This is a genomic window from Paenibacillus sp. FW126-R14 (assembly GCF_058789495.1).
The window spans coordinates 1-17,831 of the sequence record NZ_JBYTBS010000045.1 but is presented as its reverse complement, the minus strand read 5'-3'; the positions used below and the strand labels follow the sequence as shown (position 1 = coordinate 17,831).

Below are 17,831 nucleotides of genomic sequence, written 5' to 3'. Positions count from 1 at the left end.
AGAGGTGAACATCCGTGCCTGAATTACCCGAAGTCGAGACGGTCAAACGCACACTTAACTACTTAATTACCGGTAAAACGATCGAGCGTGTTCAGGTCAGATTGCCGCGCATTATCCAGAAGCCGGACGATATTCAGATGTTCGAGGTCCTGCTGCAAGGGCAGCAGATTGAAACCATCGAGCGCAGAGGCAAGTTTTTGCGGTTTGTTTTGACGGATTATGTGATGGTCTCTCATCTGCGGATGGAGGGCCGGTATGGTCTGTACAGCAGTGAAGATCCGCTTGAATCCCACACGCACGTGCTGTTTCGGTTTACCGACGGCAGCGAGCTGCGGTACAAAGATGTGAGACAATTTGGAACCATGCATCTGTTCCCCAGAGGGGAAGAGCTTACGCAGCCTCCGCTGCATAAGCTGGGCATAGAGCCGCTTGACGAAGGCTTCACTTTCGAAGCTTTCCGCGATCGGATTGCAAGCAAGAAAACGAAGATTAAGCCGCTTCTGCTGAATCAAGAATATATTGTCGGTATCGGTAATATTTATGTAGACGAGTCTCTTTTCTTAGCCGGTATTCATCCGGAACGAGAGGCCTCCTCGCTTAGCAAGAAGGAGCTTCTCCTGCTGCATGAGGCGATCATCCGCACGCTTAGCGAATCCGTTGAGGCTGGAGGCTCTTCGATCAAATCGTACGTCAACGGTCAAGGCGAAATCGGCATGTTTCAGCAGCAGCTGAACGTCTACGGACGGCAGTCGCAATCTTGCAAAACTTGCGGCAGCGAAATATACAAAACCGTTGTCGGCGGGCGTGGAACGCACATCTGTCCGACCTGTCAACCCTTGAAGCGGAAGAGAATCCGAAAGAAGTCTGAGAAATAGGCACGTGAAGCCTGCCCTTCCCATATGATAAGGAGTACTTAGCCCAGATAACCAGCTGGCCAGCTGGTTATTCAGGTATAACTCTTAGGAGGGGTATTATGCTTCCGGTGATTTCTTTGTTCATTCTGGCTTTCGCAGTTTCATTGGATGGTTTCGGGGTTGGTGTCATGTACGGGTTGCGTAAAATACGAATTCCGTTTCTCTCTATTGGTATTATATCTCTATGGTCTGGTATCATTATTTATAGTTCCATGCAAATCGGCGTGCTGATGTCTTCTTTTATGAGCCCGATGGTGGCTCAACGCATTGGAGCTCTTATTTTGATCGGGATCGGGATCTGGGCGTTGGCACAGCAAAGACAGAAATCACAGGAATCCCAGGAGTCGGAGAAATCCTCCGAAGATCAAGTCTCTATCTCCACGACCTCCCCGGCCGGCCATGAATCCGCTACGCTGGATACACTGCAGAGGACCAAGGAAATTTTAAATATTGAGCTCAAGCGGTTTGGTTTGGTTATTCAAATTTTGCGAACTCCGTCCATTGCCGATGTCGATAAATCGGGCAATATTTCGGCTTCTGAGGCCACTTTGCTGGGCCTAGCGCTCTCTTTGGACGCCTTTGGCGCAGGAATTGGGGCCGCATTAATCGGTTTTGTTCCTTTGTTGACAGCAGCTGTAATTTCCCTTTCAAGCGGTTCATTTATTGCGCTGGGCTTGCGTATCGGATTTCGTTATGCGGAAATGAGTTGGATGAAGAAGCTGTCTATACTTCCTGGATGTGTACTTATGCTTATGGGTTTATTGAAAATGCTATAGTGGAAAAGGAATACGTTTAGGAGAGATTTGCCTATGAATATCGGGTTAACAGGAGGAATCGCATGCGGCAAAAGCACGGTTAGCGCTATGCTGGTCAGCCGCGGCGCTCTATTAGTTGATGCGGATCAAATTGCCCGCGATGTTGTCCTGCCCGGCAGCCCTGTTCTCGAACAGGTTGCTGCGCATTTTGGACAAGCTGTTCTGCAGGAGGACGGCTCCCTGAATCGTAAAAAGCTGGGTGAGATTGTGTTTGGGGATACGGAAGCGCGCAAGCAGCTCGAGCAGTTGCTGCACCCGCCTATCCGCCAGATGATCAGAGAGCAGATGGAATCATATGAAAAACAATTTCCGGACAAGTTGGTTGTCGTCGATATTCCTTTATTGATAGAATCAAATTTATCCTTTATGTTCGAAGAGATTATGGTCGTGTATGTGCCCCGGCACGTCCAGCTGGAGCGCTTGATGCTGCGGGACGGCTTAACGGAAAGCGCGGCGAACAACCGAATAGACGCACAGATGTCGATAGAAGAAAAACGCAAACTAGCGGATATCGTGATCGACAACAGCGGTGCTTGGGAAGATACCTATGCTGAGGTTGAACGGTTTTGGCTAGGGAAGGGGCTTTCATGAAGTTTTTACGCAAAAAACGAGTCTTTGCCCTTTTGCTCGTTTGCTTCGTTATGGTCCTCTTTATGAATAGCAATTTTATCGGAAGAAAGCTGTATCCCATCTATTATGAGCAGGAAATTAGGCAAAGTGCGGCGAAACACAATATAGACCCTTTTCTCATTGCCGCCATCATTCGGGTGGAAACGAATTATAAACATCATTTGGAATCGAGAAAAGGTGCGCTGGGACTTATGCAATTGATGCCGGATACGGCGAATTGGATTGCGGAGTCCACGAATTTAGAACCTCATTCACCGGAAGATTTATTAAAAGTAGATGTGAACATTAATCTCGGCTCTTGGTATTTAAGCTGGCTCGAAAAGCATTATAACGGAAATTTGATTTATGCGATTGCGGCTTATAATGCAGGACAAGGGAATGTGAATAAATGGAAGCAAGCGGAAGTTTGGGACGGCACGGTTGAGCGGATCGACCAAATCCCGTTCGGCGAAACGCGGCATTACGTCCAGAGGGTCATCTACTATTACGAGAAGTACAAAAAGCTGTATACGGAGACGGAGCGCTGGGAAAACAAAGAAGCATTGGACTAGCTCCTTTGAGGGGCGTAGAGTCCAATACTTCCCGTTTTGCAGATTCAGCGGCACACTCTATCCAAGATTACTTGAATTGACCAGCCAAAGATTGTTCTGCGATTTGCACCAGGCGACGAGTAATGTGACCACCGATGGCACCAGTGTCACGAGTAGCCATATTACCATAGTATCCATCTTGTGGGATAGAGATACCAAGTTCTTGAGCTACTTCGTATTTCAACTGATCCAACGCTGCGTTAGCTTGAGGAACAACTAGCGTGTTGCTGTTTCCTGCGCTCATGTCTGTTCACCTCCTTGTCGGTTGGTACTAGTATTGTGCGCACTTCTCCTTAGTTCATGACATGTAACATATGGTAATCCACTACACGAAGAGAAAGGAGAGATAGCGAATGAAGTGTCCGTTCTGTGATTATTCCGGTACGAAAGTGCTTGACTCACGTTCAGCTAATGAAAACAAATCGATCCGCCGCCGCCGGGAATGCGAGAAATGTGCGCGAAGGTTTACAACCTTTGAGATGGTGGAAGAAACACCGCTTATTGTGATTAAAAAGGATGGCAGCAGGGAAGAATTTAGCCGTGAGAAAATATTAAGAGGCTTGATTCGTGCCTGTGAGAAGCGCCCCGTCTCCATGGAAAGGCTGGAGATGCTGGTATCCGAAGTTGAAATGCAGCTCCGCACGACCGCTCATGCGGAAGTTGACAGTTTAGGCATTGGCGAACTCGTCATGGAACAACTGTATCCGGTCGATGAAGTGGCGTACATTCGCTTCGCCTCCGTTTACCGTCAATTTAAGGACATCAACATGTTCCTGAAAGAGCTGACGCAAATATTGGGAAAGCATGACCCCGGTCTTCTCCGGGACAAATAAATAAAGCCGGTCGAGATTCGTTTATGCAAACGGGATCTGGACCGGCTTTTTTTTGTTATACCGTAGTAATGACGGTAGTCACGACGAGATTGTTTGTCGTTGAAGATGAGACCGACGTGGCTGTAAAGGAGAGAGTTTCCAGGACAACCGTGACGCCGATCGTCAGGGCATTGTTGATCGCCAGACTGGCCGTTGTCAAAGTCGTCAAGCCCCCGGCGATGAGAATCCCATTCACAAACACATTGTAATAGCCATTGCTGCCCGGAACGGTGAGGCTGTTCGCGGGCAAATTCGTACTAGTGTCATCCTTGAAGCTGGAAGATGGAATAGTGGTTACGCCAGAAAGAATGTTGCCTATGACGACGGTTGCTGTGAAGCGCTTGACCAGCGGCGTAATGGTCGAGGTGGTCGTTGTCGTAATCGTGCCCGATACTGTGCTGGTTGCGGTCAAATGCAAAGTAATCAAGCTTGAACTCATAGCCATTCTCCTTTCCATTCTTCCTACTCTCGTATGAAATCTAGTACTTTTAATTATTTTATGTAAAATCTATGGACGTGCTTGGATGAATCATCCCCAAATAAAAAAAATAAATTTTATAGACAATAACCGACTGCATTTTTGGATCCGTTCGTGCATAATTCTGTTATTGAATACGTTTGTCCAGTTCACTCCTTAGAAAATGAATAAACTTAATCGATTCTTCGGGTGATAACAGGTTGTTATTGAATTTAAAGGCAAACATATTCAAAATATCGCTTTCCGGAAGATGAAGATTAGCAATTAAGTGTTCCACATCCAAGCTCATACTGCCATCCAACACAATTTTTCCCATTATTTTGATCCTCCTAGTGTGTTCTACATTAATCGGACGGAGGCTGTTTTGGCAGCTGGCTGACATTTTGGATCGTGAAATGCGATGCCAAGTTAGTCCCTATAGCTTTGCGTCACCACTTTTCAATGGTTTTGCCTTTGTCGTACCGATTAATGCTTGTAAGAAAACTATATCACATTTTAACGAAATTGTTCCATTTATTACATCTATTCGAAGGATGGTTGAAGCATATGTCCGTCAAGTCCAATCTAATCCCAGGCTCTTTATATGAACTAGATATTATGAAAGTAGCCAGTTCATTAGGCATTGATCAAGATCGTTTATTGGCTTATGTGTATTCGAACATGGAAGTAAGCAAGCGGAGTGAGGATAGATCGGCGCAGGCAGTAAGCGGAATGGACGATCCTACATAAAGTCTTAGTAAACAAAGAAGCACTGCAGCCTACGAAGCGGCGGCAGTGCTCTATTACTTAGTGGTAAATGGATTACACCATAATTTTGCAGATGTCGTTGGTGAATTCTACCGGATCTTGAAGCGGCAGGCCCTCGATTAAGAGTGCTTGGTTGTACAAGAGGGCCGTGTACAGGTTGAGCTTCTCTTTATCTTTCTCAAAAGCGTCCTTCAGCGAACCGAAAACGTCATGGTTCACATTGATTTCAAGCACCTTCTCCGCTTTGACATTCGGGTTATTCGGCATGGCATTCAAGATTTTTTCCATTTCGATCGTGACGTCACCGTCTGTGGATAAGCATACCGGATGCTTTTTGAGACGTTTGGATGCTTTGACGTTCGTGACTTTTCCGGACAACAAGCTTGTCATATAGTCAAAAAGTTCTTTGTTGTCGTTTTTATCCGCTTCACTCTCGGACTTGTCGTCCGCTTCGATGCCCAGATCGCCGCTGGAAACGGATTTGAATTCTTTTTCTTTGTAAGTCATGATCATTTTGATCGCGAATTCATCGATATCGTCTGTGAAGTACAAGATTTCATAGCCTTTATCGGTAACAAGCTCTGTTTGCGGAAGCTTATCGATGCGTTCCATGGACTCTCCGGAAGCATAGTAAATATACTTTTGGTCTTCCGGCATTCTAGCAATGTACTCTTCGAGCGTAACCAGCTTCTTCTCTTTGGAAGAGTGGAACATGAGGAGGTCCTGCAGAACTTCTTTATGTGTGCCATAATCGCTGTAGACACCGAATTTCAGCTGACGGCCGAACGATTTATAGAAGAGCTCGTATTTGTCTCTTTCATCCCTCAGCATGGACTGAAGCTGGCCTTTAATTTTGCTTTGAATGTTTTTGGCGATCAGTTTCAATTGACGGTCATGCTGCAGCATCTCTCTGGAAATGTTGAGAGACAGGCTTTCGGAATCGACCATCCCTTTTACGAAACTGAAGTAGTCCGGAAGCAAGTCCGCACATTTGTTCATGATCAGAACGCCATTGGCATACAGCTCCAAGCCTTTTTCATATTCCTTGGAATAATAGTCGAAAGGCATATTTTCCGGGATAAAGAGAATCGCTTGGTAGACGACAGCGCCGTCCGCGCTAACATGGATATGTTTAAGCGGCTTGTCGAAGCCGTAATGCTTCTCATGGTAGAACTTCTCATAGTCCTCAGGCGTCAATTCGCTTTTGTTTTTTCTCCAAATTGGCACCATGCTGTTCAACTGCTGCTCTTCTTGATAATCCTCGAACTCATTTTCAGTGCCTTCTTTGAGTCTTTTTCCGGCAATGTCCATTTTAATCGGGTAACGGATGAAATCGGAATATTTTTTGATGATCGCTTTTAAACGATACTCGTCCAAGTATTCGTCGTAATTGTCATCTTCGGTGTTCGCTTTGATCTGCAGGACGATTTCCGTTCCTACGGAATCTTTCTCGGCCTTCTCAATCGTGTAGCCGTCGGCGCCGGTCGATTCCCATTTGTAAGCCGTGTCGCTGCCGAGGGCTTTGCTTGTAACCGTTACAACATCGGCTACCATGAACGCGGAGTAGAAGCCTACGCCGAATTGGCCGATGATATTGTGGCCGTCTTTGGCTTCGTTTTCTTTTTTGAACGCTAACGATCCGCTCTTCGCGATGATACCCAGATTGTTCTCGAGATCTTCCTTGGTCATCCCGATTCCTGTATCGCGGATCGTGAGTATGCGGTTTGCCTTGTCAGCAATGACTTTAATGAAGTAGCTGTCTTTGTCAAATACTAAAGAGTCGTCCGTTAAAGCCTTGTAATAAATTTTGTCGATCGCATCGCTGGAATTGGAGATGAGCTCTCTTAAGAAGATTTCTCGCTGCGTATAAATGGAGTTAATCATCATTTCTAATAGTCGCTTGGATTCTGCTTGAAACTGTTTCTTTTCCACGGATAAATCTCCTTTCAATAGGTAACGAAGATTATTTGGGCCGAATGGTTTGATTAGCACTCTCGGTCTTCGAGTGCTATACACTTATTTTTATATCATCCCTGAAATTTAATGTCAATCGCTATCGTCATGAAAAATGCCGCAACCGTCCTTGCACCAAGGGTGCCTGGAAGCTGCGGCATTTCATTATTTCATGGTTGCAGCCGGTCTGGGCTTAAGTGCCACTGATGATTTCCGGTGATGCAGTGCATAGTACAACAGTGCCGAACACGCGACAACGATGCCGGCAACGAGGTACATCGTGTGGTAATTCGTTTTGGATGCTACAATGCCGAGCACATAGGAGCCGATTCCATAGCCCGTGTCGAACAGCAAGAAGTACGTGCCTGTGGCAAGACCCCTGCGGTGAGCGGGCGCCGCTTGAATGGCGATCGTTTGGAAGCTCGGAAGCATCGCACCGAACCCAAGTCCGAGCATGCCGCCGGCAACCAGAAACGGAACGGGCGAAGAGATCAGGCTAAGAACGATCATGCCTGCGGTGAACAGAACAACGCCCGGATAGACCAATCCGTTGGGCCCCGAACGATCGAACCATTTGCCTGTAAAAGGTCTGGAAATGACAATCATCAAAGCGAACACCATGAAGAAATAGCTCGCATAGCTTTCCAGCCCGTTCGCTTTGGCATATACGGATAGAAACGTTGTGATGGCGCCGTATGAGAAAGCGAGCACACTGCCTGTCAAAGAAATCGGGATTGACCGCGGCTCGACGAATTTTCTCCAGCCCTTTTCCGGTTTCACCGAAGGCAGGGCGACGCGCTGCGGAATACGGAGAGACAGGCCGAATAAGAGGGAGAGCACGGAGAACACAATACATACGCCAAAGAGCAATGTATTATTGTGAGACTGCATAATCGTTAAGCCGAGAAACGGCCCGACAACCATCGCTAAGCTCATGAAAAGGCTGAAATAGCCGATTCCTTCGCCTTTGCGCCGGTCCGGCACCAAGTCAATAGCAACCGCTCCGGCGGCCGTTGTCGCCATCCCGAAGCCAATGCCATGGAGAAATCGCACGCCGAGCAGGATAGCATATTGATGGATGAACGGATACATCGCGGTGCAAATCATAAAGAGGGCAAGCGCGAAAGAAATAATTTTCTTTCTGTTCCATTCGTCCATCCATTTCCCTGTTAACGGCCGCAGAATGACGGTTGAAATAATAAAGACGGTCATGACGAGTCCGATTTGCTGTTGTCCGCCATGCAGGGTATCGGTAACAAAGATAGGCAGTGTTACGGCTAGAATATAAAATGTCATGAATAAAAAAAAGCTGCTGAGACATACAGCAACAAAATCGCGGTTCCATAATTTCGGATCGGTATCGGTATTCACGGTGATTCCTCCACTTCCTTGATGCGTGCATTGGCTTCTTGGGTGATTCGTCCGAGCAGCTCCTTTAATTGGGATGCCTCTGCTTCCGTGAAGCCGCCAAGCAGCGAGGCGATTACTTCCTGTTCAATAGGGGTCAGGATGTCGTTCATAGCTCTTCCTTGATCCGTAATGAACGTAAGAAAGGATCGGCGATCCTGCTCATTAGCCCGGCGTTCGACCATGCCTTTGCGCTCCAATTGGTCGAGAATGCGGGTAATGTTCGTTTGATCCTTCTCCGCTCGAATAGCAAGCAGCTTCTGTGTAATGCCGTCCTCGCACGCTAGACGATGCAGCACGACCCATTGTTCGGTCGTCATATCGTAGGGCTGGAACCGATGGCTCAACAGCTGTGTCAATCGACGCCCGGCATGATTCAAAATAAACCCCAAAGAATGCTCCAGCTTCATGTCAAACACCTCCTCCTGAAAATTAGTTGCTATAGCAATTATATTCCTAGCAATTACTTTCGTCAATCCTTTTGATCCGCTGGGGGTGAGCTATGTATAACATGCCCGAGATCGGACATACTAAATTTCGACGGTGATTCAGAGAGGTGTTGTGTCGCATATTATGTAGACGAAAATACCGGGGAAGTTGTTTTTGAATCTGCCTAGAAGCGAGGAGATGTGCCGCAGAACAGTTAATGTAGTCTAGTACTGCACGAATGTGATGAGGTAGTTAACCGAGCCAAGTATGGTTCAAGGCAAAAAGTACCATCAATTTGTCACCGTCGAAAAGGACTCCGCGAGGAGTCCTTTTTCTTTAAAAATGATTGAGATCGCTGCTTATATCATACCTCTCTTATAAATTCTATTATTTGCGGATAATTCGTTTATTCGCAGCTTCTTTCAGCCAGACCGGGAATTCATTCAACAGGAGATGATACAGCTGCTCATCCGAGATTGAGGCAATATCCTTGATATGTATAAAATTCGCATTGTCGACAAGGCGGCCTTCAAAGGATATGCCAAAAAATCCCTTGAGGCTTAACCTCAAGGGACCTGTCGGCCGAAAGCACGTTAATACCTGCGGCAGCTTGCTCTGATCATTTTCCCATTTCAGTAACCGCATTCATGGGTCAGTTTACTTTAGCTTGCACGACGCTCGTAAGTACATCGCAGGAAAGATCGGATTTGAAATCTTGTATATGCTGTAAAGCTTGCTGTTCTTCAATTCCTAGCACGCTTGTGAAGTAATAGAGCATGTGATCATAGATTGAAACATACTTCTTAAGTTCATTGGGGTTATCAGACAAATAGTGCTGATGCTGCTTTATGAGCTTCTCGGTGACTGCTTTCAATTTGATATACCTCCAATGGATGATACATTCAATCTATCATATTTATTGGAGAGAGAACAGGAATTATTTTATGTTTTTAGATTTTTTTCATGTAAAATTGCACTTTCAGGTGGATTTTGCAATTTTTCTTAGAGTTACAGCGAGCCGCTTACCAGGCTGCCCTTATACCAAACGGCTTGACGCTCCGATCTTCGCGCAACGGCTTCTGCCGAACAGCTGGCAGGAAGGAGCACAAAGCTGGCTGCGTCGCCGACTTTTGGCCATACTTGCTTCCCTTGACGATCGAGCGGCGTTATCCCGCCAGTAATGAATCCGAGGGACTGAGACAGCGACATTTCGTCGGTATACCCATATAATTCTGCGAATCGTCCGGCCTTCTCCAATTGATCGCCATTTCCGAAAGGAGACCAGTGATCCGTCAAACTGTCTGTTGCTAATTTGACTTTAACGCCTTTGTTAAACAGCATCGGGAGCGGCATCATTGTTCGGCCGATCGGCACTGTCGATGCAATCGTCATGCCAAGTGAAGACATCCGCTCAGCCATTTCTTCGGTCTCTTGCCGCGGAGCGCTTGCGAACCAGAACGCGTGGCTAACCGTTACCTTGCCTTGCAAACCGGCTTCTTCCGTCAGATCTGCAAGCCGCAGCAAAGTTTGTTTCCCTGCTTCATTGCCATCGTGTAAGTGAAGATCGATGCCTGCCTTGTTCATGGCAGCAAGCTCCACCATAGTCTGCAGTGATTTTTCAATATCCCCGTCCACCGAAAATGGATCTACCCCGCCAACAAGGGTTGCCCCTTCAGCCAGAGATTGCTTGACCAATTGCACAGAATGGGACCGGAGCAGTCCATGCTGCGGAAAAGCTACGATCTCCGATGATAGCTTGCCGGAGAAAGTGTCCAGCGCTTGCAGGGTTGCTTCTAATCGATGCAGACCACTGACAGGCTCGATATTGCAATGGCTGCGCACATGAGTCGCGCCAAACTTTTGGATAAGCGTCAGAATGCTCTCCGCTTGTTGTCTCGCCATGGGCAGCAATTTAGGCAATAATCTTTTTTCTTCCTCGATCCGTTCGAAGATGCTGGACACTTTCTCCACGGCTTTCCATGGCCCATCGTAATATGTTTTATCCAAATGAATATGCGCCTCCTCGAAAGAAGGGAGCATCAGCCTCTCTTTGCAGTCGTATTTCGGAAAATGGCTTGGCGGCTGCGATTCATTTCCAATCACTTCGGCAATAACGCCGCCTTCAATTCGGACGTGACAAATCTTCGTATGCGTACCAACCACTTGTCCGTTTTCCTTGGCATAACCTTGTTCCAGTCGTACATTCGTTAACCAATAGGAAGCATTCAACATGTTATCCCTTCCTTTTTAAATGAAAATATAGGAGTCCGAGTTAAGCCCCGGCGTCGACTAGTAAACGTTCTATCTCTATAAAATGAAGCGCTCTTGCATGCTCTAGCGGCGTAACCCCGTGCTTGTCCGGAATCGTCACGTCAGCTCCGTGCTCAATAAGCAGTTGGATGATGTGCTGATGTTTGGGCCCGCCATTGCTTAATACGATGGCTTCCATCAGCGCCGTCCAACCAAGATTGTTGATGTGATTGACATGAACCTTTGAATGGGCAAGCAGCTCTTTTACGACGTCAACATGGCCGCGTTCCGATGCCGGAATAAGCGCGGTTCCTCCATACCGGTTCGTTATTGCCGGATTTGCTCTGGCAGCGTTCAATAACTTAACGATTTCGAGCAATCCGTTCGCGCCGGCGTATAAGAGAGGAGTATCTAAAATGTGATCCTGTAAGTTGATGTCTGCTCCGGCTTCAATTAATGCTTTTACCGTTTCTATTCGATTGCCGTGTGTGGCGGCTAGAATCGGAGTGCGTCCTCGTTCATCTCTTGCATTGATATCCGCGCCATCTTGGATACACTGTAAGACCAAATTAGTTTTCCCATATTCTGCTGCTTGAATGAGTGATAGTTTCATGGACGGCACCACTTCTTTCTTCGAAATATACTGTTATGGTAACATAGCCATTAGCATACGAAAAATATTTAAAACGTTTAGTTTCCATATGGAAAACATTCGAGTGGGGGTTATTTCTTCCATGGATATACGTCAGCTTCGCTATTTCATTGCCATCGCAGAAGAGAAGCAAATTACCGCAGCCGCCCAAAGATTGCACATGACACAACCTCCGCTTGGTCAACAATTGAAGAGCATGGAGCAAGAGCTGGGCGTGCAGCTTGTGATAAGGAACGGCAAAGTGCTGGAACTGACCGACGCAGGGCAAGCTTTATACAAGCATGCCGTTCATTTGACGCAGCTGATCGAAGAATCGGAGAACGAAGTGAAAGAAATCGGCATGGGTACGCGAGGCAAATTGATGATAGGCGTGAATACGTTATCTTCAGCACCATTGCCTCAATTGTTGCGAGTTTTTAAGAAGCGGTATCCCAGAGTGACATATAAAATACAGCAGAGCGAATCCATACAGCTTCTGAGGCTCATCAGGGAACGATCCATAGAGCTTGCCATCGTAAGGCTCCCGATGGATTTAAGTGATTTTGACGTGCTCAAATTTCAATCGGAGCCGTTTTATTTCGTCATGGCCAGAAGCTTGGCGCCTGAGGCCCGCGAATTTACCTACGCTGATATTCAGCGTTATCCGCTCATTTTGCCCAGCGCAGAAGGGCTTGGGCTCTATCAAAGCATCATGGATCAATTTACGGAGCGTGGCTTGCATGCAAACATAATCGGGGAATGTTCGGATATCGTTACGCTATTGCAGTGGGTATCCAGCGGGGACGGGGCGACCATCGTGCCGGAATCCATTCTGCACCTGCACCGCGGATATGACATTCAATCCTTTGCAATTTCCGGGAATCAGCTGCAATTCGCAACCGGATTGGTCTGGTTGAGAGATCGCTATCTGACCAAAGCGGCGCAACACTTTATAGAACTCATGAAAGAGTTGAAATAACGGAAACAGCACCACAAACCTCTGAGGTTCTGGTGCTGTTTTTGCTGCGCAAGTATACTACCACTATTTTAGAATGCCGTCCAAACTGGCGCCGGTCGCAAATAAACGCACGATGTTTTGTTCGACTTCCGGATCCGGTATTAATGGCGGTGCTTGGTGCGGTTTGATCCGCGCATCAATCACAACATTGTCGCAAGCCCAATGCTTGAACTCATAATAGCTGTTTACGCCATAAATATCGTGGGAGGGGTTGCTGCGTGTAAAGGTGGCCCAAAGGAAATTGTCGATAGCGGCGCTCATAAATTGGCTGTCATCGCAGACGATGATCATGGGGCAAGAAGGAAGCGGGCCTTGTGCGCCTAGAGCTTCGCATAAATGTTGAATGTCCGACTGCGTCTCGCTATAGCTTCTAAATGCGGACATCTGAATCGCGACGATGCCCGGCATTACCAAATGCGCCTGTTCAACTCCCGGTAAGTTACTAAAAACGGAGGGAACCTCCAGGCATAACTCTCTTTTAATATCCCCGACCGCTGCGAATACAACTTTACTGCCGCTATTTAATCCAGTTCCCGAGTAATCGAGCGTGTCGATGGTCGTATTTGTATAAAAATGAATATCACGATGAAGATCTATACGAGCCAGGATGTAGGTCATAAAATGCTCAACATCATGAGAGTCCAGAGGCTGGTTCTCTTCTGCTGTAATAAACAAATATTTAGCCAAGCTGACTTGTCCCGTTCCCAAAATTCGATTGGCAATGGTGAGCAGCTCTGCCGGCTGTTTGACTTGCTGGTAGGGCGTGTAACGTTCGCTGCCAATCGCAAAGAGCAGGGGATGTACGCCAGCCGCATCTACGGCATGAACTTCTTTGACACCGGGAATTTCTTGCTGGATGGCGTCACCTGTCAATTCATGAATTAATGCTCCGAATGCCGTGTCCTCTTGAGGCGGCCTGCCCACCACAGTGAATGGAAAAATCGCATTCTTCTTCGCATACACTTTATGCACTCTCATAAGAGGGAAAGGATGCGTAAGGCTGTAGTAGCCCAAATGATCGCCGAAAGGGCCTTCCGGTTTGGTTTCGCCCGGATAAATTTCTCCTGTGATGACAAAATCGGCATCATGACTAATACAATAGCCATCGATATAGCTGTAGCGGAAACGGCGTCCGGAAAGCAGACCGGCAAAGGTAATCTCGCTCATGCCTTCCGGCAATGGCATAACGGCTGACAAGGTGTGCGCCGGCGGTCCGCCGATAAAACAGCTTACTTTGAGCGGAAGCCCTTGTTTCGTTGCCTTGGCTTGGTGAACGCCGATGCCGCGGTGAATTTGATAGTGCAAGCCGATTTCTTTATTTAATTCGTACTCGTTTCCGCTCAGTTGAATCCGATACATTCCCAGATTGGAATTCATAATGCCCGGTTTCTCCGGATCTTCCGAATACACTTGCGGCAGCGTGACGAATGCACCGCCATCCTCTGGCCAGTGGCGGATAAGCGGAAGGTCGGCGATGCTGATTTCCTCGAAGGAATCGGGGAGTCCGCCGGATATTTTCTGGGGCAGAGCTTTCCAGGCGGCAAGTCCTGTTCCGAAATGCTGCAAGGGACTTTTCAGGGCCTTCATGGGATCGCTTCGCAAAGCGATGACGTTCTGCGTGCCCTCCCAGGTTTGTCGAAATATATATTTACTGCGCTCTACAGTTCCGAACAGGTTGGAAAGCGCCCGAAACTTCGATCCTTTGACATTTTCGAACAAAAGGGCCGGGCCTCCGGCTTCATGAACTTTCATATGAATGGCTGCCATTTCAAGCTCAGGATCGACTTCTTCCTGAATGCGAACTAAATGCCCGTTCTTCTCTAAATCCATGATGCATTCTTCTAAATTTTGATAGTTCATTCGTTTGCTCCAATCGGATAGCTATTCCCCAAAAGGTCTATGTAATAAGTCAATTCTACACCATATATCGCCAAAAATAAAAACACGTCACAACGACGTGTCAGATATTTACTTCCTTACACAGGAAGCAGTTCATAGGCTAATTTCATAATGACTTCTTTGTGCTGCGGATATTGCTCTAGCAGCTCTTTTTGCGTAAACATTTCGAAATCCTGAAAATCGAACCCCGGTGCCACCATGCATCCAACTAGTGAAAAAGTATCCTTTTCCATAACGGACGAACCGAAAATTGAATTTTTTGGAACTAAATATTGCGGAGTTTCGCCTTTATCGATATGAATGCCGAGTTTGACCTCCTCATAAGTGCCATCCTCCAAAATAACATGAATGGTCAGAGGGCTGCCCGCATGAAAATACCACAATTCGTCCGATTTCAAGCGGTGGAAATGTGAAACATCATGGGATTGCAGGAGAAAATAAATGCTGGTATACAGCATGCGCGAACCGTCAAACTGAACGGATAGTTCTTGATCCGTAATCTTTTCTTCTGCTTGATAGGTTCGTTTATAGTAACCGCCTTCGGGGTGAGCTTCTAGTTCAAGTTTAGAAATCCAGTATTCGGGACTATTTGTATTCATACCATCATTTCCTTTGTATTTAAAGTAATATGCCAGACTGTATTATAATCTAGCAAGTGTATGATTTCAATCTCGATAGGGAAACTAAAAAAAGCCATCCCGAAGTAGAACAGGCTACTTTCAGGACAGCTTTATGTCAGACTCGTTGAATTTACGATTCACGATTTCCTAGCACCTTTTGAGCGAATAGTTCCAAAGCTGTTACGTCCGTGATGTTTTTGTTGCAAACCGCGCTGTCTACACACATATAGTTGCCGATCGCTTTATAGTAATCGGGGGATGCGTTAGCCGGCTTCCATTTGGTGACCGCTGTGAATAAAGCAAGCTCTTCATGCCGATTGCACAAAAAGCATACGCCTTTATTCGATGGGGTATATCTTCCTTCGATGCCGACCCATTGCCCGTTCAGAGGATACACGATGAACATTTTATTCGTCGCGATGTCGACCCAGCCCAAGTAAGTGACATAGCGGTAATCGGTAGTTGTGAAATCAGGAGCCTTTAGCTTTTTAATTTTTGGGAAAAGTTTGCTAAGCTGCTTTCCTGTCACTTGTGAACTTTCCACCATATAAGGCTTTAGTGCCTGCAGATAATGCTGGAATTCTTCCGCAGTCCTGAGTGCCGCGATCTTCTCTAAGGATTGTTTGTGTTCATCTGTCATTTCCGGGAACGCTTCAATCACTTTGGATTGAGCGCTGAATCTTACCGACTCCACCACTTTGGGATCGGAGACGGAATTGGCGGTTTGCTGCAGCAAATCGACCTGCTTTTTAATTAAATTATATTGATGGTTTCTAATGAATGGTTTGACCATTGCTTTTCAGCTCCTTATTTTTTATCCATAACAAAAATAAGTGCAGAGCCCATTATTAGAAACGATATTAGCTGTATGGGGCGACAATGTTAACGCTGCTGTCCGGCCCATGCGAAGTATCGCCCTAATCGTAGGCTTTGCATGAGCAGTTACTTATTCCGGCAAATTGATTTGCCATAGCTAACTACCACCTTTCACGGACCATTATAGAGGAATCCGCCCCAACGTTCTATGGCAAAAACAGTTATAAATCATGTATGCCTGCAAATAAAAGTGATATAATAGAAGAATTATTGTTGCCATTCAGTCCACGATAGGGAAGGAGAACATTCAATGAATACAAAGCAATTGGATCGAATCCATACGGGAAAGGGTTTTATAGCGGCCTTGGATCAAAGCGGCGGTAGCACTCCTAAAGCTCTGCTGCAATATGGCATTACAGAAAACAGCTATTCCAATGAAGAAGAGATGTATGAATTGGTTCACGAGATGAGAACGCGTATTATTAAGAGCGATGCGTTTGATTCCCAGTACATTTTAGGTGCGATCTTATTTGAGAACACGATGGACCGATCTATTGACGGGCAGTTTACCGCGGATTATTTGTGGGAGAAGAAAGGCATCGTTCCTTTTCTAAAAGTCGATCAAGGTCTTGCCGATCTTGAAAACGGGGTCCAGCTCATGAAGCCTATTCCCGGCTTAAACGATCTTTTGAAACGGGCGGTTGAGAGGAACATCTTCGGAACGAAAATGCGCTCGCTTATTAAGGAAGCCAATCCTGCCGGAATCAAAAAAGTCATCGAGCAGCAGTTTGCCATCGGCAAGCAGATCGCAGAGATGGGACTGGTTCCGATTATCGAGCCGGAAGTTGATATCAACAGCGCCGATAAGGCAATATCGGAAAAATTGGTTAAGGATGAAATTTTCACGCAATTATCCGCTCTTGGCCAAGACGTAAAGATCATGTTGAAACTTTCCATACCGACGGAAGACAATTTCTACAGCGATTTAATGGAGGATCCTCACGTTGTAAGGATTGTTGCTCTGTCAGGCGGTTACACGCAAGCGGAAGCAAATGAAAAGCTGGCGCGCAACCACGGGCTGATCGCGAGTTTCTCACGCGCTTTATCGCAGGGGCTAACTTCGGGACAAACGAACGATGAATTCAACGCCATGCTGTCCAAATCGATTAAAGACATTTATGAAGCCTCTATCCAATAAATTTCTTTAAAGGATAACGGAATCACACGGGAGCTGGATTCAACTGGGATAAAATACAAGCCATCTTCTCATACTAATCATGAGACGATGGAGGTGAATGTTATGCCTAAGAATGAAGCCAACCCTAAGCATGACCGTGAGAATAACCGGGCAGATAGTAAAAGCAATCAGCAAAATGACGCCAGTCTTCTTGAAGAAGCGCAAACGTTATCGAGCAGCAACGCTGCTGATTCTGTCCCCAGTTTAAACAATATCAACAAAAACCAGGTTTAAGAAATAGGCTGTTCTTTTCATCGCGATAGGATGAGAGAGCAGCTTTTTTTTATCAGCTTTTACGAGTGGAAGCAACGATTAAGAACAGAACTAAAATCAGCAACCATATCACTTGAACCATAAGCATCCCCGCCGATATTCCATAATGAGTCAAGTTTAACAGTTATGCGTGATAAATTCTGTTTGAAAACAAACAAAATGTAGGATTTACTCGAAAAATAAACAAAATTGTTATAGGCATGTAGCGGCATAAGGATAAAGTTTATCTATAACTAAATAAGACCATGAGGT

At 46.3% G+C, this 17,831-nt stretch carries 22 protein-coding genes and 1 riboswitch; of the genes, 9 read left to right on the top strand and 13 right to left on the bottom strand.

The window, feature by feature from the left end:
* Positions 1 to 14 precede the first annotated feature (14 nt).
* From mutM to AC3WRW_RS23945, 4 genes are all read left to right on the top strand, one after another.
* Positions 15 to 875: a DNA-formamidopyrimidine glycosylase gene (gene mutM, locus AC3WRW_RS23960; protein WP_492548792.1), complete on the top strand. Its 861-nt coding sequence runs from the start codon at positions 15 to 17 to the stop codon at positions 873 to 875.
* Positions 876 to 973: 98 nt separating this feature from the next.
* Positions 974 to 1,690: an MntP/YtaF family protein gene (locus AC3WRW_RS23955; RefSeq protein WP_492548791.1), complete on the top strand. Its 717-nt coding sequence runs from the start codon at positions 974 to 976 to the stop codon at positions 1,688 to 1,690.
* A 33-nt stretch (positions 1,691 to 1,723) separates the two neighbouring features.
* Positions 1,724 to 2,320 carry a dephospho-CoA kinase gene (gene coaE, locus AC3WRW_RS23950; protein ID WP_492548790.1) on the top strand — a complete coding sequence of 199 codons (597 nt, stop codon included), beginning with the start codon at positions 1,724 to 1,726 and terminating at the stop codon, positions 2,318 to 2,320.
* Positions 2,317 to 2,910 carry a lytic transglycosylase domain-containing protein gene (locus AC3WRW_RS23945; RefSeq protein WP_492548789.1) on the top strand — a complete coding sequence of 198 codons (594 nt, stop codon included), beginning with the start codon at positions 2,317 to 2,319 and terminating at the stop codon, positions 2,908 to 2,910. Before coaE ends, AC3WRW_RS23945 begins: the two co-directional genes overlap by 4 nt.
* Before the next feature lie 67 nt (positions 2,911 to 2,977).
* On the opposite strand, the gene AC3WRW_RS23940 is transcribed toward AC3WRW_RS23945, so the two are convergent.
* The gene (locus AC3WRW_RS23940; protein ID WP_127458075.1) at positions 2,978 to 3,193 is read right to left on the bottom strand and encodes an alpha/beta-type small acid-soluble spore protein; all 216 of its coding nucleotides are present in this window, start codon (positions 3,191 to 3,193) and stop codon (positions 2,978 to 2,980) included.
* A gap of 109 nt (positions 3,194 to 3,302) precedes the next feature.
* Between AC3WRW_RS23940 and nrdR the strand changes: the two genes are divergently transcribed.
* Positions 3,303 to 3,782: a transcriptional regulator NrdR gene (gene nrdR, locus AC3WRW_RS23935; protein ID WP_171683722.1), complete on the top strand. Its 480-nt coding sequence runs from the start codon at positions 3,303 to 3,305 to the stop codon at positions 3,780 to 3,782.
* 55 nt (positions 3,783 to 3,837) lie between these two features.
* Here nrdR and AC3WRW_RS23930 read toward each other — a convergent pair whose 3' ends face one another.
* Positions 3,838 to 4,260: a DUF4183 domain-containing protein gene (locus AC3WRW_RS23930; protein WP_492548788.1), complete on the bottom strand. Its 423-nt coding sequence runs from the start codon at positions 4,258 to 4,260 to the stop codon at positions 3,838 to 3,840.
* Positions 4,261 to 4,426: 166 nt separating this feature from the next.
* Positions 4,427 to 4,615, bottom strand: coding sequence for a hypothetical protein (locus AC3WRW_RS23925; RefSeq protein WP_492548787.1), 189 nt, complete (start codon positions 4,613 to 4,615; stop codon positions 4,427 to 4,429).
* Between the two features lie 47 nt (positions 4,616 to 4,662).
* Positions 4,663 to 4,761: riboswitch (cyclic di-GMP riboswitch) on the bottom strand.
* Positions 4,762 to 4,845: 84 nt separating this feature from the next.
* Here AC3WRW_RS23925 and AC3WRW_RS23920 point away from each other — a divergent pair.
* Positions 4,846 to 5,028, top strand: a complete 183-nt coding sequence (locus AC3WRW_RS23920; RefSeq protein WP_492548786.1) for a hypothetical protein — start codon at positions 4,846 to 4,848, stop codon at positions 5,026 to 5,028.
* Between the two features lie 72 nt (positions 5,029 to 5,100).
* On the opposite strand, the gene htpG is transcribed toward AC3WRW_RS23920, so the two are convergent.
* The 7 genes from htpG to AC3WRW_RS23885 all read right to left on the bottom strand — a co-directional run bounded on the left by htpG (position 5,101) and on the right by AC3WRW_RS23885 (position 11,698).
* Positions 5,101 to 6,978, bottom strand: coding sequence for a molecular chaperone HtpG (gene htpG, locus AC3WRW_RS23915; RefSeq protein WP_492548785.1), 1,878 nt, complete (start codon positions 6,976 to 6,978; stop codon positions 5,101 to 5,103).
* A 186-nt stretch (positions 6,979 to 7,164) separates the two neighbouring features.
* Entirely contained in the window at positions 7,165 to 8,370 is a 1,206-nt protein-coding gene (locus AC3WRW_RS23910) for an MFS transporter (protein ID WP_492548784.1), read from the bottom strand.
* Positions 8,367 to 8,816, bottom strand: coding sequence for a MarR family winged helix-turn-helix transcriptional regulator (locus tag AC3WRW_RS23905; protein ID WP_492548783.1), 450 nt, complete (start codon positions 8,814 to 8,816; stop codon positions 8,367 to 8,369). Before AC3WRW_RS23905 ends, AC3WRW_RS23910 begins: the two co-directional genes overlap by 4 nt.
* Positions 8,817 to 9,222: 406 nt before the next feature.
* A complete protein-coding gene (locus AC3WRW_RS23900; RefSeq protein WP_492548782.1) occupies positions 9,223 to 9,480 on the bottom strand; it encodes a VWA domain-containing protein in 258 nt (85 codons plus the stop codon).
* Between the two features lie 7 nt (positions 9,481 to 9,487).
* Positions 9,488 to 9,709, bottom strand: a complete 222-nt coding sequence (locus AC3WRW_RS23895) for a hypothetical protein (protein WP_492548781.1) — start codon at positions 9,707 to 9,709, stop codon at positions 9,488 to 9,490.
* Positions 9,710 to 9,843: 134 nt separating this feature from the next.
* Positions 9,844 to 11,067, bottom strand: a complete 1,224-nt coding sequence (locus AC3WRW_RS23890) for an amidohydrolase (RefSeq protein WP_492548780.1) — start codon at positions 11,065 to 11,067, stop codon at positions 9,844 to 9,846.
* Positions 11,068 to 11,107: 40 nt separating this feature from the next.
* On the bottom strand, positions 11,108 to 11,698 hold the full coding sequence (locus tag AC3WRW_RS23885; RefSeq protein ID WP_492548779.1) for an ankyrin repeat domain-containing protein: 591 nt from the start codon (positions 11,696 to 11,698) through the stop codon (positions 11,108 to 11,110).
* Positions 11,699 to 11,819: 121 nt separating this feature from the next.
* Here AC3WRW_RS23885 and AC3WRW_RS23880 point away from each other — a divergent pair, with 121 nt between their 5' ends.
* On the top strand, positions 11,820 to 12,695 hold the full coding sequence (locus AC3WRW_RS23880) for a LysR family transcriptional regulator (RefSeq protein WP_492548778.1): 876 nt from the start codon (positions 11,820 to 11,822) through the stop codon (positions 12,693 to 12,695).
* A gap of 63 nt (positions 12,696 to 12,758) precedes the next feature.
* Here the strand turns inward: AC3WRW_RS23880 and AC3WRW_RS23875 are convergent, their stop codons facing one another.
* From AC3WRW_RS23875 to AC3WRW_RS23865, 3 genes are all read right to left on the bottom strand, one after another.
* Positions 12,759 to 14,594 carry a UbiD family decarboxylase gene (locus AC3WRW_RS23875; RefSeq protein ID WP_492548777.1) on the bottom strand — a complete coding sequence of 612 codons (1,836 nt, stop codon included), beginning with the start codon at positions 14,592 to 14,594 and terminating at the stop codon, positions 12,759 to 12,761.
* A 116-nt stretch (positions 14,595 to 14,710) separates the two neighbouring features.
* Positions 14,711 to 15,232 (bottom strand): cupin domain-containing protein, encoded by a 522-nt coding sequence (locus tag AC3WRW_RS23870; RefSeq protein WP_492548776.1) that lies wholly within the window; start codon positions 15,230 to 15,232, stop codon positions 14,711 to 14,713.
* Positions 15,233 to 15,383: 151 nt separating this feature from the next.
* Positions 15,384 to 16,046, bottom strand: coding sequence for a FusB/FusC family EF-G-binding protein (locus AC3WRW_RS23865; RefSeq protein ID WP_492548775.1), 663 nt, complete (start codon positions 16,044 to 16,046; stop codon positions 15,384 to 15,386).
* Positions 16,047 to 16,379: 333 nt separating this feature from the next.
* On the opposite strand from AC3WRW_RS23865, the gene AC3WRW_RS23860 reads away from it, so the two are divergent.
* Positions 16,380 to 17,267 carry a fructose bisphosphate aldolase gene (locus AC3WRW_RS23860; protein WP_492548774.1) on the top strand — a complete coding sequence of 296 codons (888 nt, stop codon included), beginning with the start codon at positions 16,380 to 16,382 and terminating at the stop codon, positions 17,265 to 17,267.
* A 102-nt stretch (positions 17,268 to 17,369) separates the two neighbouring features.
* On the top strand, positions 17,370 to 17,540 hold the full coding sequence (locus tag AC3WRW_RS23855) for a hypothetical protein (protein WP_492548773.1): 171 nt from the start codon (positions 17,370 to 17,372) through the stop codon (positions 17,538 to 17,540).
* The last annotated feature ends 291 nt before the right edge of the window (positions 17,541 to 17,831 follow it).

Bases quoted from the DNA above. Each gene is read 5' to 3' on its own strand.
- AC3WRW_RS23955 (WP_492548791.1), top strand. From the start codon at position 974: ATGCTTCCGGTGATTTCTTTGTTCATTCTGGCTTTCGCAGTTTCATTG.
- coaE (WP_492548790.1), top strand. From the start codon at position 1,724: ATGAATATCGGGTTAACAGGAGGAATCGCATGCGGCAAAAGCACGGTT.
- AC3WRW_RS23945 (WP_492548789.1), top strand. From the start codon at position 2,317: ATGAAGTTTTTACGCAAAAAACGAGTCTTTGCCCTTTTGCTCGTTTGC.
- AC3WRW_RS23940 (WP_127458075.1), bottom strand. From the start codon at position 3,193: ATGAGCGCAGGAAACAGCAACACGCTAGTTGTTCCTCAAGCTAACGCA.
- nrdR (WP_171683722.1), top strand. From the start codon at position 3,303: ATGAAGTGTCCGTTCTGTGATTATTCCGGTACGAAAGTGCTTGACTCA.
- AC3WRW_RS23930 (WP_492548788.1), bottom strand. From the start codon at position 4,260: ATGAGTTCAAGCTTGATTACTTTGCATTTGACCGCAACCAGCACAGTA.
- AC3WRW_RS23925 (WP_492548787.1), bottom strand. From the start codon at position 4,615: ATGGGAAAAATTGTGTTGGATGGCAGTATGAGCTTGGATGTGGAACAC.
- AC3WRW_RS23920 (WP_492548786.1), top strand. From the start codon at position 4,846: ATGTCCGTCAAGTCCAATCTAATCCCAGGCTCTTTATATGAACTAGAT.
- AC3WRW_RS23905 (WP_492548783.1), bottom strand. From the start codon at position 8,816: ATGAAGCTGGAGCATTCTTTGGGGTTTATTTTGAATCATGCCGGGCGT.
- AC3WRW_RS23900 (WP_492548782.1), bottom strand. From the start codon at position 9,480: ATGCGGTTACTGAAATGGGAAAATGATCAGAGCAAGCTGCCGCAGGTA.
- AC3WRW_RS23890 (WP_492548780.1), bottom strand. From the start codon at position 11,067: ATGTTGAATGCTTCCTATTGGTTAACGAATGTACGACTGGAACAAGGT.
- AC3WRW_RS23885 (WP_492548779.1), bottom strand. From the start codon at position 11,698: ATGAAACTATCACTCATTCAAGCAGCAGAATATGGGAAAACTAATTTG.
- AC3WRW_RS23880 (WP_492548778.1), top strand. From the start codon at position 11,820: ATGGATATACGTCAGCTTCGCTATTTCATTGCCATCGCAGAAGAGAAG.
- AC3WRW_RS23875 (WP_492548777.1), bottom strand. From the start codon at position 14,594: ATGAACTATCAAAATTTAGAAGAATGCATCATGGATTTAGAGAAGAAC.
- AC3WRW_RS23870 (WP_492548776.1), bottom strand. From the start codon at position 15,232: ATGAATACAAATAGTCCCGAATACTGGATTTCTAAACTTGAACTAGAA.
- AC3WRW_RS23865 (WP_492548775.1), bottom strand. From the start codon at position 16,046: ATGGTCAAACCATTCATTAGAAACCATCAATATAATTTAATTAAAAAG.
- AC3WRW_RS23860 (WP_492548774.1), top strand. From the start codon at position 16,380: ATGAATACAAAGCAATTGGATCGAATCCATACGGGAAAGGGTTTTATA.
- AC3WRW_RS23855 (WP_492548773.1), top strand. From the start codon at position 17,370: ATGCCTAAGAATGAAGCCAACCCTAAGCATGACCGTGAGAATAACCGG.